13 protein-coding genes are annotated in these 15,567 nt (G+C 60.8%); 4 read left to right on the top strand and 9 right to left on the bottom strand.

Going from position 1 to position 15,567, the window contains the following annotated elements; genetic code table 11:
- The first annotated feature begins 37 nt into the window (after positions 1–37).
- From AC4CWH_RS14995 to AC4CWH_RS14985, 3 genes are all read left to right on the top strand, one after another.
- Complete coding sequence (locus AC4CWH_RS14995) at positions 38–1,645, top strand: glycoside hydrolase family 43 protein (protein ID WP_491319354.1); 1,608 nt, start codon at positions 38–40, stop codon at positions 1,643–1,645.
- A 370-nt stretch (positions 1,646–2,015) separates the two neighbouring features.
- Positions 2,016–2,942, top strand: coding sequence for a LysR family transcriptional regulator (locus tag AC4CWH_RS14990; protein WP_491319353.1), 927 nt, complete (start codon positions 2,016–2,018; stop codon positions 2,940–2,942).
- Between the two features lie 207 nt (positions 2,943–3,149).
- Positions 3,150–3,764: a hypothetical protein gene (locus AC4CWH_RS14985; protein ID WP_491319352.1), complete on the top strand. Its 615-nt coding sequence runs from the start codon at positions 3,150–3,152 to the stop codon at positions 3,762–3,764.
- Between the two features lie 78 nt (positions 3,765–3,842).
- On the opposite strand, the gene AC4CWH_RS14980 is transcribed toward AC4CWH_RS14985, so the two are convergent.
- From AC4CWH_RS14980 to AC4CWH_RS14965, 4 genes are all read right to left on the bottom strand, one after another.
- Positions 3,843–4,781 carry an FkbM family methyltransferase gene (locus tag AC4CWH_RS14980; protein ID WP_491319351.1) on the bottom strand — a complete coding sequence of 313 codons (939 nt, stop codon included), beginning with the start codon at positions 4,779–4,781 and terminating at the stop codon, positions 3,843–3,845.
- A 166-nt stretch (positions 4,782–4,947) separates the two neighbouring features.
- Positions 4,948–5,583: a pyridoxamine 5'-phosphate oxidase family protein gene (locus tag AC4CWH_RS14975; protein WP_491282840.1), complete on the bottom strand. Its 636-nt coding sequence runs from the start codon at positions 5,581–5,583 to the stop codon at positions 4,948–4,950.
- A gap of 156 nt (positions 5,584–5,739) precedes the next feature.
- The gene (locus tag AC4CWH_RS14970) at positions 5,740–6,468 is read right to left on the bottom strand and encodes an alpha/beta hydrolase (protein WP_491319350.1); all 729 of its coding nucleotides are present in this window, start codon (positions 6,466–6,468) and stop codon (positions 5,740–5,742) included.
- 49 nt (positions 6,469–6,517) lie between these two features.
- Positions 6,518–7,492: an alpha/beta fold hydrolase gene (locus AC4CWH_RS14965; protein WP_491319349.1), complete on the bottom strand. Its 975-nt coding sequence runs from the start codon at positions 7,490–7,492 to the stop codon at positions 6,518–6,520.
- Between the two features lie 304 nt (positions 7,493–7,796).
- Between AC4CWH_RS14965 and AC4CWH_RS14960 the strand changes: the two genes are divergently transcribed.
- Positions 7,797–10,541: an ATP-binding protein gene (locus tag AC4CWH_RS14960; protein ID WP_491319348.1), complete on the top strand. Its 2,745-nt coding sequence runs from the start codon at positions 7,797–7,799 to the stop codon at positions 10,539–10,541.
- Between the two features lie 198 nt (positions 10,542–10,739).
- On the opposite strand, the gene guaA is transcribed toward AC4CWH_RS14960, so the two are convergent.
- The 5 genes from guaA to AC4CWH_RS14935 form a co-directional block, all read right to left on the bottom strand.
- Positions 10,740–12,317, bottom strand: a complete 1,578-nt coding sequence (guaA, locus tag AC4CWH_RS14955; protein WP_491319347.1) for a glutamine-hydrolyzing GMP synthase — start codon at positions 12,315–12,317, stop codon at positions 10,740–10,742.
- A 40-nt stretch (positions 12,318–12,357) separates the two neighbouring features.
- Complete coding sequence (locus AC4CWH_RS14950; RefSeq protein ID WP_491319346.1) at positions 12,358–12,996, bottom strand: 5'-methylthioadenosine/S-adenosylhomocysteine nucleosidase; 639 nt, start codon at positions 12,994–12,996, stop codon at positions 12,358–12,360.
- The gene (locus tag AC4CWH_RS14945; protein ID WP_491282832.1) at positions 12,993–13,442 is read right to left on the bottom strand and encodes a PaaI family thioesterase; all 450 of its coding nucleotides are present in this window, start codon (positions 13,440–13,442) and stop codon (positions 12,993–12,995) included. Before AC4CWH_RS14945 ends, AC4CWH_RS14950 begins: the two co-directional genes overlap by 4 nt.
- 310 nt (positions 13,443–13,752) lie before the next feature.
- Positions 13,753–14,754 (bottom strand): alpha/beta hydrolase family protein, encoded by a 1,002-nt coding sequence (locus tag AC4CWH_RS14940; protein WP_491319345.1) that lies wholly within the window; start codon positions 14,752–14,754, stop codon positions 13,753–13,755.
- Positions 14,755–15,096: 342 nt separating this feature from the next.
- Positions 15,097–15,549 (bottom strand): TspO/MBR family protein, encoded by a 453-nt coding sequence (locus tag AC4CWH_RS14935; RefSeq protein WP_491319344.1) that lies wholly within the window; start codon positions 15,547–15,549, stop codon positions 15,097–15,099.
- Positions 15,550–15,567: the final 18 nt, after the last annotated feature.

Raw genomic sequence — 15,567 nt, 5'->3', positions numbered from 1 at the left:
GTAACACGAGTGATGATGTGCAGGAGACAAAGCGACCATGATCCGCAATCCCATTCTGCCGGGCTTCAACCCCGATCCCTCGATCTGCCGGGTGGGCGAGGATTATTATATCGCCACCTCCACGTTCGAATGGTTTCCGGGTGTACAGATCCACCATTCGAAGGACCTCGCCAACTGGACGCTGGTGCGCCGGCCGCTGGACCGCAAGAGACAGCTAGACATGCGCGGCAACCCCGATAGCTGCGGCATCTGGGCGCCGTGCCTGTCTTACGCCGACGGCCTGTTTTACCTCGTTTATACGGACGTGAAACGGCTGGACGGCAATTTCAAGGACGCGCACAACTACATCGTGACGGCTGAGACTATCGAGGGCGAATGGTCCGATCCGGTCTACGTCAATTCCTCCGGCTTCGATCCGTCGCTGTTCCATGATGATGACGGGAAAAAGTGGTTCCTCAACATGCAGTGGAACCACCGCACGGAAAGTTATGGCGGCGCGCCGAAGACGCCGGCTTTCGACGGTATTTTGCTGCAGGAATGGGATGCAGCGACGGGCAAGCTCATCGGGCCGGTCAAGAACATCTTTGCCGGCAGTGCGCTGGGGCTGGTGGAAGGTCCGCACCTCTTCAAACGCAATGGCTGGTATTACCTGACGACAGCCGAAGGCGGAACCGGTTACGATCATGCCGTCACCATGGCGCGCTCGAAAACCATCGACGGTCCGTATGAGATGCATCCCGACACGCATCTGATCACCTCCAAGGATCACCCGGAGGCGGCGCTTCAGCGGGCCGGCCACGGGCAATATGTGGAAACGCCAGACGGCGAGGCCTATCACACGCATCTCTGCGGGCGACCGCTCGCGCCAAAGCGCCGCTGCACGCTGGGGCGTGAGACGGCGCTGCAAAAATGCGTCTGGCGCGACGACTGGCTGTATCTTTCGCACGGCGGCGTGGTGCCGGCCGTCGAGGTGGAGGCGCCGGAGGGTGCCGAGACCCGTGCAAAACCGTCCCGCGTCGAGAGCGCGTTTGATGGCCCGGACCTGCCCGCAGATTTCCAGTGGTTGCGCACGCCGGAGCCGGAGCGGATCTTCAGCCTTGCCGAGCGCCCCGGCTTCCTGCGGCTTTTTGGCCGCGAAAGCATCGGTTCGTGGTTCGAGCAGGCGCTGGTGGCACGCCGGCAGGAACACCATGCCTTTCGCGCCGAGACGGTGGTGGAGTTTTCACCCGACACTTACCAGCAGGCGGCGGGGCTTACGCATTATTATAACCGGCACAAGTTCCATGCGGTCGCCGTCACCCTGCATGAGCAGCTTGGCCGGGTGATCACGCTGTTCTCCTGCCCCGGCGATTACCCGCATTCGCGGATGATTTTTCCCGTCGGCAGCGGCGAGGCGGTGGCGGAGGGGCCGGTTCATCTGGCATTGGAGGTGAAGGACAACGACCTGCAGTTCTTCCAGCGCTCGTCTCCCGGCGGCAATTGGCAGCCTTTTGGTCCGGTGCTCGATGCCGGCGTGATTTCCGACGAGGGCGGACGCGGGGAGCATGGCTCTTTCACCGGTGCCTTCACCGGCATGTTCGCCTTCGACATTACCGGACGTGCCATGCCGGCCGATTTTGCGATGTTTGCCTACGAGCCGCTCTGAATATTCGCCAGGCGTAAAATTCTATATTTGAAATACCAGGGCCGGCAGTCATGCCGGCTTTTTTCGTTTCGGCGGGGATATCGACAAAAAATACGGTGAACAATAATTTTATAGTATGATTTTTCCCATATTTGTTGCCAATTATATCATAAAAAACAGAAGTACTGCTTTTTAAATCGCCGTTTTTTGCAAAATACAACTCGACTTTATTTCCTATGTTGACGTATTACTGACGAGCGGTGTGGTGAAAATTAATTTGTGCCTTGATATTCAAGAGCTTGGTGGTTGCCGGCGATGCTTGGGGGAGCGCAATGGCGGTTATCGGTCATCCAGCGGAGGTTGATCGGGTGCCGGAACTGGAGGGGCTGGATTGCGCGTATTGGATAATCCGCTGACTGCATTCAATTTGCGGGTCTTCTGTACTTTGATGGAAGAGATGAATGTGACGAATGCGGCGGCCAAGCTGCAGCTGTCACAGCCGGCGACAAGCCTCGTCTTGAAGCAGTTGCGAGAGATTTTCGGTGATCCGCTGCTGATCCGTAGTGATGGACGAATGGTGCCCACGGAGCGGGCGCTGATGCTGCAGCATGGCGCCGCACGGGCGCTGGCCGACCTGAATGCGCTGATCGCCCATCCCGGCGCCGTGGACCTTGAAAGCCTGCGCCAGACCTTCACGCTGGCGCTTTGTGCGACTTTGTCGCCTGCCCTGCTGACGGCTTTTGTCGGCGAGGTGACAAGGCTTGCGCCGGCGGTGCGGCTGGTCATGCGCCCGGCTCGCAGCGGCAATGATGCCGCAGGCCTGCTTGCCTCCGGCGTGGCTGATGTGGCGATCGGTTGCTGGAGCGATCCACCAGCCTATCTGCACCGGTCCATGCTGTTCGAGGAGGAGTTCGTCTGCCTCGTTGATCGCGGCCATGCCTTTACACGCACGGCACCGACCTTTGCCGATTATGCCGATGCCCGCCATGTGGTGGTGCATGAATGCGCCGAGGATGGCGCAGAGGCGCTGGAGGTGCGCGGTGCATCGCTGCAGATCGCGCGGGAACGCAAGGTGGTGGCATCCGACCACCTGGTTGTGCCCCATCTGCTGATCGGCACCGATCTTGTGGCAACCGTAACGCGCGGTTTTGCGCGGCACTTTGTCCGCACACTGCCGCTTGCCATGCTCCCCTGTCCCGTGCCCTACCCGCGGGCGCACTTTTATCAGTTGTGGGATGGACGCTGCGAATATTCCCCGGCGCACAAGTGGCTGCGGGAGATGCTGGCCTCGGCCTCCCGACTGTCCCAGGAAGCCTGAGCGGCTGCACCACACCGCTTCATTTCGCAGCCCGGCAGAGGCAATGATCGCCAACACCGCAACCGGTGCGGCTTTCGTGCAAGTGCCTGAAAGAGGGATAATGGTGGCCGAAGCGCTTTTCGCGGTGACCATATTTCAACTGATACCGCCGATGTCTCGACGGCGCCATTTTCTGACAGTTGAACGTCGCAGCAGATCGCCGGTGGCGTGGCGCGCATCGAGCTTGTCGAAGGCAAGATCGGCAACGTTATCATCTCCGGCAACCAGCGCGTCAAATCGTCCTTCGTGATCGATCGTGTCGAGGTGCTGCCGGGATCCATCCCGACCATCCAGCTTCTGGAGCGTCGCCTGTCGTCGGTCAATTCCAACCGTAACTTCCGTGTGACGGCAGGGTTGAAACCCGGTGAAAAACCGGGAACGACCAACCTGCAGTTGGATGTGTCCGGCGAGCTGTGGTATCTCGGCGGCTCAACTTCGCTGCCGGCCTATGAACTGTCGTCTCTATCGGGCGATACCGGTTTTTATCTGGCAAACCAGGTGCGTTACGGCTCCGTGCCGATCAACGAGGCGGTCGGAAAGGCGCTTGGCACGCCGTTCAATTCCGGTGTGCGGGCCTTTTTCGATGTCGGCGCGGTGTTTGACGATTACCTGCGCGGCGAACCGAGCAGTTTCTATGCTGATTTCGGCGTGGGGTATGATTTCGATATCGGCGGCCATCTCAACGGCGACCTCTCCGTCGCCTGGCCGGTGGACCCTGATATGAACGACAATATCGACGTGTCCAATCCGCGTTTCCTGTTCACAGTCTCGGCCAATTTCTGACCGTCCGGGAGAGGGCAGGGTTCAGGCCCGAACAGGGCAAGGCCGCCGGATGGATCAGCATTCGGCGGTCCTTTTGTGTCAGCCGATCACGTCGATGTTCTGGTAGTTCTGGTCTCTTGGGCGATTGAAGAGAAGCTTGACGCGCCGTCCTTCGATGCGCTGCAGCGGATAGGGATAATCCTGGCCCAGCGCGGCGGAAAATGCAGCGGCGTTTTCTCGTGGCACGCAGATATGATCGCAGGGATAATCCGTCATGATGCGGAAAAGGATGTAATCGAGACCGAGCAGATGCTCGATGAGGTCCTTCGAACTGGTCCCGAGCGATTGCAGGTGTTGCTCCTCGATCTCGATGAACATCAGGGGCCGGTCGCGGGCAATCGTCTTGGCAGCGCCCTTCAGCGCCTTCAGTTCTGATCCCTGGATATCCATCTTGATGAAGCCGACCGGCGGCAGGTGGAGATCGTCCAGGCATTTGCTGATCGTTAGATCGCCCGTGGAACGCCCGGCACTCACCCTCAGCGCGCCATTGTTGATTTTCTCGCCCGTGTAACTGAAGGGTTCCATGGCAAGGACGTCCAGATCGCGGTCCGAGATCGCGAAGCGGAACGAGCGGACATTGTGGCATTCGTTCAGAAGCAGGTTGTTCTGCAGCAGTGAAAACGTCAGCGATTGCGGCTCGAACGAAAACACCCGTCCCTGCGGAACGAGCCTCGACATCAGGACGGAATGGCTTCCAAGATTGGCACCGAGATCGATGACGTTCCAGTCGCGCTGCAGCAGGCGGCGGGCCAGATCCTCGAAGTGAGTTTCGTTGATCCCCTTCGCCATGATCGACTGGAACAGATAGTCGTTGCGAAGGCCGGTAAACGAGCCAAACGCATTGGTGAATGCGGAAACCTGTGGCAATGGCGCCGTCGCCTTTGCGATCCACTGAAACAGCGATCGAGGCCGCATGGCCGCCACGTTTTTCAGAAACGGCCTCATTTCATGCAGTTTTGCAAGCATGTGTGCTGCCATGTCCACTCCGCTTCACAAGGGCGTTTTCATGAGGTGCGCAACTTTTCAGTGTTGGTGAGCGTATCACACCGAATGGTTCCGTCCATGCCCTTGTGCTGGTTCATGCGCGTGGGATGAATTGCCCACAGAATAGTCCGGAGTTTTCGGGCCGTGTGGTCTCTTCTGCTCAAACTGCGCCGTTCGTCAGAGCGTCGAGCTTGCGGCGCAATGCGGCGTTTTCCTCTTCCAGCGTGGCGATGCGCTCATGCAAGGGGTGTGTGGCCGTGGAAATCTCCCGGGCGCTAAAGCGCGGCGCGATGTGCTGGGGGCAGTTCCAGTCGAAGGCTTCGAGCCGCAGCCGGAATATCCGCTCGGGCACCGCGCGATAATGGGCGTCGGTCAGCTCAGCCTTCAGTTCGCCATTGGCTTCGAGAGACAGCGTTTCGACATGCACGAAGATCTTCAGGCGCGCGCGCCGCCCATAATCGACGAGGATGAGGCAGGCGCGGTCGTCTGCCTTGAAATTGCCTGTGCTGATATATTGCCGGTTGCCGCGATAGTCGAGGAAGGCAAGCGTCTGGTCATCGAGCACCTTCAGGAAACCGGGTGGCCCGCCGCGATGCTGGACATAGGGCCAGCCCTTTTCGGAGACCGAGGCCATATAGAAGCTGTCACGCTCCGCGATGAAGGCTTTTTCATTTGCGGTGAACCGGTCAAAGGCGCGGTCGCCCCTGAAATCGACCCAGAGATCTTCGGCTCCCATCTCCGCCTGGGCGGCGCGCACGCTGGGCGTGAGAGCAATGCTCATGAAACCATATGTCATCGCGTGCTCCTCCTTGGCTGCATCGCCTGAAACCGGCCATGCAGCGAAACGATCGTTGAAATCCCCCACCCTGCACGCTGGCTCCAACCGCGCGAGCACCGGGTGTCTGCCATCGGATCACGTTGCCAGCCAGACACGCAAGGGCAGCGGCTCCCCTCAGGCTGGAATATCTGCTGCCGTCGCGATGAAATTGGCGGTTTCGAGCGGGTGGGACAGCATCACCGCGTGGCTGCTGTCGATCTCGAATATGGTCGCCCCGGCTCTCTGCGCCATGCGCCGCTGGGCGCTGGGGGGCACCATCCGGTCGGCGGTGGCCAAGAGATAGAAGCTTGGTTTCTCCCTCCAGGCCGCCCGGCTGATCGGGGTCGTGGCGGCTTGCAGACCCCAGGGCACTTGCGCGGCCGCCATGAAGCGGGCCTTTTCCGGATCGACATCGGCTGCGAATGCGCGCGGAAAACCTGCCGGCTCGACCAGAAGAAAACCGTCCTGCGGCGGCATGACCGGCGCCTTTGCCTCCATGGCTTCTGCAGGCGTGTCATTCAGCGCTGCAACCGATTCCCCGCTATCCGGCACGAAGGCTGCGATATAGGCGAGAGCCTTGATCTTCTGCGAATGTCCAGCCTCGGTGATGACCGCCCCGCCATAGCTGTGGCCAACCAGAACGACAGGATGCCGTGCAGCCGTGATGGCCCGCCGCGTTGCCTCGACATCACCTTCCAGCGTCAGGGTCTGGTTCTGGACCACCAGCACCTCATGTCCCCGCCGGGTCAGCAACTCAAAGACAGGCTGCCAACCCGAGGCATCGACAAAGGCCCCATGGACCAGCACGATGGACGTGCCTGTTTCATTGGGAATGACTGCGGACGCAATATCATTGCCGACCATGGTTCCTGTCCTTCCAAAGGTGCCGTTCTCGCTGAACCTCAGCTTTTCGTCACTTGCAGAGCTTGCGATCGAGAAAATCCCGGATCAGCGGCGCCATGACATCGAGCTTTTCCTCAAGGGCGAAATGGCCGGTGTCGAGGATGTGCATTTCCGCGTCGGGCAGGTCGCGCATGTAGGGATGCGCGCCGGCCTCGGGAAAGATCTTGTCGTTCTTGCCCCAGACGATCAGCGTCGGCGGCTTTTTATCGCGGAAGAAGGCCTGGAATTGCGGATAAAGCGGCACATTGGCGCCATAGTCACGGAAGAGGTCGAGCTGGATGTCGCGATTGCCGGGACGGTCGAGCAGGGCCTGGTCGATCGTCCAGTTGTCCGGGCTGATGCGCGAGAGGTCACCGACGCCATCGGTGTACTGGAAATATGTAATCTCAGGGGTCACCAGACCGTTCAGCGTCTCCCGACGCGCCTGTGACGGGTCCGCCCAATAGACCTTGACCGGCGCCCAGAAGGCATTGTCGAGGCCTTCCACATAAGCGTTGCCGTTCTGCACGACCAGCGTCTGCACCCGCTCCGGATGTTTGATCGCCAGCCGGTATCCGACCGGGGCACCGTAATCCATGACATACATGCTGTAACGATCGACGCCCAGCGATACCGTCAGCTTCTCCACCACATCAGCCAGGTGTGCGAAAGTGTAGTCGAAGCGGGTATGATCCGGCGCATCGCTGTGCCCGAAACCGGGAAAATCCGGCGCGATCACGTGGTAGCGATCGGCAAGCAAGGGGATGAGGTTGCGGAACATGTGCGACGATGTCGGAAAGCCATGCAGGAGCAGAAGCACAGGGGCATCGGCAGGCCCGGCCTCGCGATAGAAGATCTTCACACCGTCGATCATGCGCGTGTTGTAGTGCGTGACGGGGACCATGGCCGCATTCGTTTTTGCGGTCGCTGTTTCGCAGCGGGTCTCGGCTGCTGCAGGTGTCGCAATCAGCAGGGCCGTCGCTGCCATCATCATGATGTGTTTCATATCTGTCCCCTCGCCAGGCAATGCGGGCGGTCCCTGATGGACGCCCTTCCTTACCTGAGGTAGCATCGGGTTCTTCGCACCACGAGTTAATTGAGGTAAAAAGAAGAGGGGTAGGGATTGGCGGTTGCGTTGAGGAAGACCGGGTTTTTCCGGCCTGCTGCAAGACATCGATCGTTGCTGGCCGGGCATGACGATGAGCGCACATCCTGCTACCGATAGTTGGTGACACCGATCAGTTTTTGTCTGTCAGCAGCCGGTGCAGGCGATACACTGTGACGAACGCTGGCGCATGCGGGGATATCTGATGCAAGAGACGCGCGACGGCGGGGGAAAGGATGCTGGCTCCGGGCCGGCACCACTGCGTTCCAGCTACCGGTTCGGCCCCTTTCACCTGTTGCCGGAACGTCAGCTTCTCCTCCACCAAGACGAGCCTGTCCATCTGGGCGGCCGGGCCTTTGATCTGCTGACCTTGCTGGTGAGCCGGGCCGGCGATGTTGTCAGCAAGGCTGAACTGGTGGCGCATGCCTGGCCCGACTGCTTTGTCCATCACGACAATCTGAAGGTGAATGTTGCGACACTGCGGCGACAACTGGCCGACCGGGACCGCGATACAGCCTATATCGCAACCATTGCCGGGCGGGGATACAAGTTCATTGCAAGGGTGGAAGGCGACGACGGGCGGGACGCGCCTGGAAACGATCGGCCGCAGCCTGCCGGACCGCCTGATGTGCCTCAGCTTTATGGTCGCGAAGAGGTCACCGGCATCATTGCGCAAAAGCTGGTCTACCCCGGCTACGTGACCATTGCAGGGCCTGGCGGCGTGGGCAAGACATCGCTTGCCATCGCGATTGCGGAGCGGATGCGCGGCGAGTTTCCCGGCGGCATCGCCTTTGTGGATCTGTCGACAATCGACGATGCCCGCTTCGTCGTGCCGGCGCTTGCCACGGCGGTCGGCGTGTCGCTCGGCCTGGAAGACCCTTTGCGCGGCGTGATCGCGGTGCTGCGACAAAACCGGACGCTGCTGATCGTGGACAATTGCGAGCATGTCAGCGCCATGGCCGCCGCCGCCATTGACCGGATCGCGGCTGCCATCCCGTCGGCCGCCATCATCGCGACCAGCCGCGCGCCGCTGCGGACCCGGCACGAGCATGTCCATTTTCTTGCCGGGCTCGCCTATCCGCAAGATCAACGGCGCCTGCGCGCCACCGAAGCCCACACCTTTCCAGCCGTGCAGCTTTTCGTCGCGAGAGCAAAGAGCGCCGGCACATTCCAGCTGACCGACGACAATGTCGAGAGCATCGTGTCGATCTGTACGCGGGTGGAGGGCCTGGCGCTTGCCATCGAGCTTGCGGCGGGCAATGCGGCGATCTTCACGCCGTCTGCTCTCGACACGGCGCTTCAGCAGGGGCTCCACACGCTGGGGCGCGGGCCTCGACATGCGCCGCTTCGCCACCAGACCCTGGAGGCCGCGCTGGACTGGAGTTACCGCCTGCTTCCGGAAAGCGAAGCTGTTCTCCTGCGTCTTTTGTCGGTCTTTGCCGGCCGGTTTGTCGCCGACGATGCCGATGCGCTGTTTTCCGCCGGTTATCTCGATCCGCTGGCCGGTCGCGACGCGCTGGCGCAACTGGTGGCAAAGTCGATGGTCTCCGCCGAGCCCGAGGATGGCGTCCTCCACTATCGCCTGGTGGAAAGCACCCGTTCCTATGCAAGACAGCGGTTGGCCGCAGCCCCCGAAAGGCAAAGGGCGAAGCGGCGTTTTGCTGGCCGGATGCGGGAGTGGCTTTGCCATGCGGAGCAGGCCTGGTCCACCGACAGCTCTCAACCATGGTTGCGCAAATATCGGGGCCGGATCGACGATGTGAGGGCGGCGATTGGTTGGGCATTCGGCCCTGACGGTGATGCGCAGATCGGCGTCGATCTCGTGGTGAGCGCACTGCCCTTGTGGCAGGAACTGTCGGCCTTCAAGGAAATGCTGACGGCCGTGGATCTGGCGCTGAATGCGCGCCGCAATCCCTCCCCCGAAACAGCACTTGCAACGGTGAAGCTGACGATTGCCCGGGCATGGGCGCTGACCCTGGCACTGCGGCTGAGGCCCGAAACCGGTGCGGCATGGTCTGACAGCATCCGGCATGCCGCCGAGGCGGGGAGCGTGGACTATCAGATGCGGGCCGTCTGGGGCCAGGCGGTTCACCTTGCCTATACGGGCCGGCCGCGAGAGGCGCTGCAGGGGCTCGAACGTTTTGGGACCGTGTCCGGTCTGGAGTGGTCAGCAGCGCCCGATGCGGAGCGGCTGCTTGCGCATATCGAAGTCTATGCAGGCCGCCTGTCGTCAGCGTCACGCCGGCTGGAGGCGCTTGCCGTGGCCTGGGAGGGGCTTGAGGATCGTCCGGGCCTGTCACGGTTCCAGATGGACCTTGGCGTCGCCATCGGAATGTCGCGGTCGTTTCTGCTCTGGCTGACGGGCGAGCCGGACCGTGCCTCCGGCATGGCAATGGCGGCGGTTTCCCGAGCAAACAGGCTCGGCCATCTGATTTCGCAGGGCAACGCGATCTCGCTGGCCGCCCTGCCGATCGCCTATCTCACCGGCAACCTCGAGACGGCATCCCGGCTGCAGGGCCAGCTTTCTGAGATCAGCACCCAGGAAAACATCAGCGTGTGGCCGGGAACAAGCCAGTTTTTCGCCGGCGCCATCGCAGCCGCCCGCGGCGATGACGCAGGCCTTGCCATGATGCAGGACGGCATAAACGAGCTTGCCGGCGGCGGCTGGCTGACGCGCGTCGCCTTCTATCGCTGCATCCTGGCGCAAGCGCTGCTTCAGGCAGGCGAGACGGACAAAGCCGAGCATGGCCTTGAGCAGGCCCTCGCCAGCCGGTGCCTGCGCCAGGAACGCTGGTGCCATCCGGAGATATTACGGCTTGCCGGGCTGCTGCGGGCGTCTCGCGGCCGGCCGGCAGAGGCCGAAAGGTTTTTCGCAAAGGCGCTGCGATGCGCCCGTTCGATGCAGGCGCGTTCGCTTGAACTGCGCGTGCAGGGAATGGAGACACAGTAGGCGCGGTGGGGCCGCATCAACTGTCGGCGCGCGGGGTGCATACGATAACAATGTCTTGCCGTTGCAGCCGGATCATCGCACGCGGCACGCCGTGCGCCTTTAAGAGCACGACAGCGGCTAACGTCTGTTAGCCGCTGTTTCCGCCCATCAGCAGGGCGTGAATTTATCGGGACGAATGCGCCTGTGAACGAGGTGGGATCATTCCCACTCGATCGTGCCCGGCGGCTTCGACGTCACATCGTAAACGACGCGGTTGATGCCGCGGACTTCGTTGATGATGCGGGTGGCGGTGCGGCCGAGGAAGTTCATGTCGTAGGGGTAGAAATCCGCGGTCATGCCATCGACGGAGGTGACGGCGCGAAGGGCACAGACGAAATCATAGGTGCGGTAATCGCCCATGACGCCGACGGTCTGGACCGGAAGCAGCACGGCAAAGGCCTGCCAGATCGTGTCGTAAAGGCCGGCCTTGCGGATTTCATCGAGATAGATCGCATCGGCCTTGCGCAGGATGTCGAGCTTTTCGCGCGTGACGGCGCCGGGGCAGCGGATGGCAAGGCCGGGGCCCGGGAAGGGGTGGCGGCCGATGAAGCTTTCGGGCAGGCCAAGCTCGCGGCCAAGCGCGCGGACTTCATCCTTGAAGAGTTCGCGCAAGGGTTCCACCAGAGCCATGTTCATGCGCTCGGGCAGGCCGCCGACATTGTGGTGGCTCTTGATGGTAACGGACGGGCCACCGGAGAAGGAGACGCTTTCGATGACATCGGGATAAAGCGTGCCCTGGGCGAGGAACTTTGGTGCGCCCTTGCCGTCATCGGCGATCTTGGCGGCTTCGGATTCAAACACCTCGATGAACAGGCGGCCGATCGTCTTGCGCTTCACTTCCGGGTCGGTGACGCCGGCAAGCTCGTTGAGGAAGAGGTCGGAAGCGTCCACATGGACGAGCGGAATGTTGTAGTGGTCGCGGAACATGCCGACCACCTGTTCGCTTTCGCCCATGCGCATCATGCCGTGATCGACATAGACGCAGGTGAGCTGGTCGCCGATCGCCTCATGGATGAGGATGGCGGCAACGGACGAATCAACACCGCCGGAGAGCCCGCAGAGCACGCGGCCGGTGCCGACCTGGTCGCGGATCTTGCGGATCATTTCGGCGCGGTAGGCGGCCATGGTCCAGTCGGATTTGAGGCCGACGATCTTGTGGACGAAATTGGAGAGAAGTTTTGCGCCGTCAGGTGTGTGCACCACTTCCGGGTGGAACATGGTGGTGTAATAGCGGCGCTTCTCGTCGGCTGCGATGGCGAAGGGGGCGTTTTCGGAGGTGGCAATAACCTCGAAACCGTCGGGCAGTTCGGTCACGCGGTCGCCATGGCTCATCCAGACCGGATAACGGCCGCCGGCGGTCCAGAAACCGTCAAACAGCGGGCTGCCCTTCTTGATCTCCACATCGGCGCGGCCGAATTCTGCGGCATGGCCGCCCTCGACGGTGCCGCCGAGCTGGGTGCACAGCGTCTGCTGGCCATAGCAGATGCCAAGGATCGGCACGCCCGTCTCAAACACTTCCTGCGGCGCGCGCGGGCTGCCTTCGGCCGTCACGGAGGCCGGGCCGCCGGAGAAGATGACGCCCTTCGGCGAAAGCTTCAGGAAGGCGTCGCGCGCGTTCTGGAAGGGGTGGATTTCGCAATAGACGCCGGCCTCGCGGATGCGACGGGCGATCAGCTGCGTCACCTGGCTGCCGAAATCGATGATGAGGATGCTGTCGGGATGCGCTATCTGGGTCATGGCGAGCCTTTAATGAAAACTTGCGCTTTTCGCAACCGGGTCAGAGCGCCAAATCGCCGGAAATCAGGGCCTGTGCGAGACGATCGACGGCGTCTGCCAGTTTTTCGTCGATCACATGCAGATACTCGGTCCAATCTCCCACATGGCGCAACTCTTCCTTGCCATCGGAAATGCCGCGAAGGCCGATCAGCGGCACGCCAAACCCTTGCGCAGCGCGCAGCACCGCAAAGGTTTCCATGTCGACCATCTCGGCCTCGATCGCGTCATAGGCAGAGCCTGAGACGATATGGCCGCCGGTGGAAAGGCGGGCAGATGGGATGCCGGGAATGGCATGGGGAAGGGGCACTGCGGCCGGCAGATCGAGGAAGGGCGTGCGGCCTTTTTCAAACCCGAGCGGCGAGGCATCCATGTCGCGGTAGCCGACCGAGGAGGCCTGGTAGACGGCGGTCTGTTCCAGTTCTCGCGAGCCGGCCGAGCCGAGGCAGACGAGAAGATGCGGCAGGCGGCCTTCCGCTTCCAGCTGGGCGAGTGCTCGCGTGACGGCAATGGCCGCCTCGACCGGTCCGACGCCCGTCATCAGCGGGCGGATGCGCGCCTTCAGATGCGGTCCGTATTCCGCATCTACGGCCATGACGAAAAGTACTGACCGATTGGCGACGATTAAAAGCTCAAAACTCATCCGGAAATATCCTGCCTGCCGCGGATCACCATCATGCTGCCGCTCATCGAAGCGATCAGCTTGGCCGGGCCATCGCTGAGTGCATAGGCGCGGCCGTCGGCCACGATGATGGTGGAGCCGGGTTTTGTAATTTCGCCGCGAAAGAGAAAGCGTTCACCGCGCCCGGGCGACATCAGGTTGACCTTGAATTCGATGGTGAGAATGGAGGCTTCCGGCTCGATCACCGTATAGGCGGCATAACCGCAGGCGGCATCGAGACCGGCGGCAATGACGCCCGCATGCAGAAAGCCGTGCTGCTGGGTGAGCTTTGCATCAAACGGCATTTCGATCTCGACCATGGCCTGTTCGACGCGCGTCAGTTGCGCGCCGATGGTGACCATCGCCTGCTGCCGTCCGAAACTGCGCCGAACGCGCTCGCGGAAATCGCCGGGATCTATGTCGTCCATGCCTGCCATCCTTTCGCGGCTGCGAAAGTGGCATGGCAGAGGAGATGCCGCAAGCCGGAGGTGGTGCTTCTCTCTTCGGCGGGGCGGGGTCAAGCTCTCTTCGTGCTGTGTCCTGGGTGGGACGATGCAAGATCATTGTGCGCAGTCGGCGTGAAGCGGACATCTACCGTTGGACGAATAGTCCAAAAGTGTCGCATATGTCGGTCGCCAAAGGCTAACTTTTGCACCTGGCTTTCGCGACGGAATTTCCCTTAAGATTTGGCTGGTGGTCAATTATCGCAAAACTTAGGATATTTGCGACGCAAAAGGCTCATGGAGACGCCGCGCCAAGCGTATTTTTGAAGAAGGCTCCAATTTCGGAATTGATGCTTTTATGGACCGCAACACGATCGACACCTTTGCCGTCGAGACACAAGGCAGGCATCTCACGGCTCAAATCTGGTGAGCATGGGGCCAGAAAGGTGAAGTGGCCTGCATTGGGAATGACCTGTAATACGGCGGCCCCCTGCCTTTCATGCGCTAGTGACATGGCGTTATCGTCAGGGGACAATTCTTCGTCCTTCTCACCAACGAAAACCAGCAGCGGTGCCTTGATAGGCTCCAATCCCTCAGGAGAGAATACGACGCTCAAGGGCGCGAGCAGAACGAACGAGCGAATGCGCGCGTCGGGAGACGGTCTAAGTTCGGGACGATCGGTTCTGATACGTCCTTGCGCTTCGCAAACGTGGCGGTCGTCGGGACGCTTTGCGCAATAGTCCTCAAGACGGGTGAGAACCGGCTTGGCCCCCGCGAGGATCAAGCCTGCGGTTCCACCGGCTGAAAATCCGACGAACCCTATTCGATCCGCATTAATATGCGATGCAAGGATCGGGTCTTTTAGTGCTGCCGACAAGGCGGCAGATATCTGCAACGGCCGCCCGTAAATGCTGCTCGCCGCGCCGATCCGGCTCGTATCCTGAAAATTATCGCCAGGATGAGTTATGCTGATGACAATGTGTCCTTGCTGGGCGAGGGACGTAGCGAGGTCGTGATGCCCCCACATGCTGCCCATGTTGCCGTGTGATAATAGAATTAATGGATAGGAACCGCTCCCGATGGTCCCTAATTTTGAAGCTTCTACCTCATAGGGTCCAATTCTAGTGCTACCGGACGGTTCAAAACTTGGAAAAAATGCCACTGCGTCCATTGGGAGCTGGTCAATTGGGTCGAGGACTTCAAGCCTCTTGATACCTACGCCATCAATATCTTCTGCGTTCACATAGGATGTGCAGAGGGTAAGAAAGATCAGTGCGGACATAAATCTCAGAAACATATCTCTCAAATCCTGTGAGACGGCATTTCCTCTCTACCCGCGGATCGTGATTTTGTCGCGGAAATCCCAATTAAGGCGACACCTGTTTTTCTGATTTTTGCGATGTCGCACAACAGGGAGTTTTGCGGCAGCCGCAATGTCCGATTTTGGCGCAAAGCGGAAGCCGCCTTTCGGCCGTGGTCTCACGTGCGCCCTTTCGACAGCGAGATAGGGCGGCCCTCGAATGATCGGACCTGATGATCCGCATGGATCATAGGGTGCGGCTCCGGCATCCGTTCGCTGGATCTGCAGGCGCGGCCTTGAAATTGAGATGGGGCTTAAGGCCGATTGGGCCATCTATGGCTAATTCAGCAGGAAAAGCGACAGGTTGAGCAGCGTCGCAAAACCGACCCAGGCGGCATAGGGCAGGAAGAGGATCGCGCTCAGGCGGTCCGGCCGCCAGCTGATGCGGATGAAAACGAGGATGGAGATGAGAAGCGGCACGATGACGACCAGGCCGAGACTGGTGCTTTCCATGCCGAAGAAGGCCGGTGTCCAGAGGAAGTTCAGCGCCATCTGGCCAAACCACAGCTGCGTGCGGCTGGAGGCTGGCGCTTCCAGCCAGCCGCGGGCGCCGGCAATGCCGATCAGCACGTAAAGGGCGGTCCAGACCGGGCCGAAAATCCAGTTCGGCGGGTTGAACGGCGGCTTTTCCAGCGACTGGTACCATTGGCCGGGGATGTTGGAGACCCCGATCAGGGCGCCAAGGCCGACGACGACGAGAATGAACAGGAGATGGACGAGAAGTTTCTTCATGGCGTCCTAACTAGGGCG

This window comes from Neorhizobium sp. PAMB6716 (genome assembly GCF_058242805.1).
This window is presented reverse-complemented; position numbering and strand designations above follow the sequence as displayed.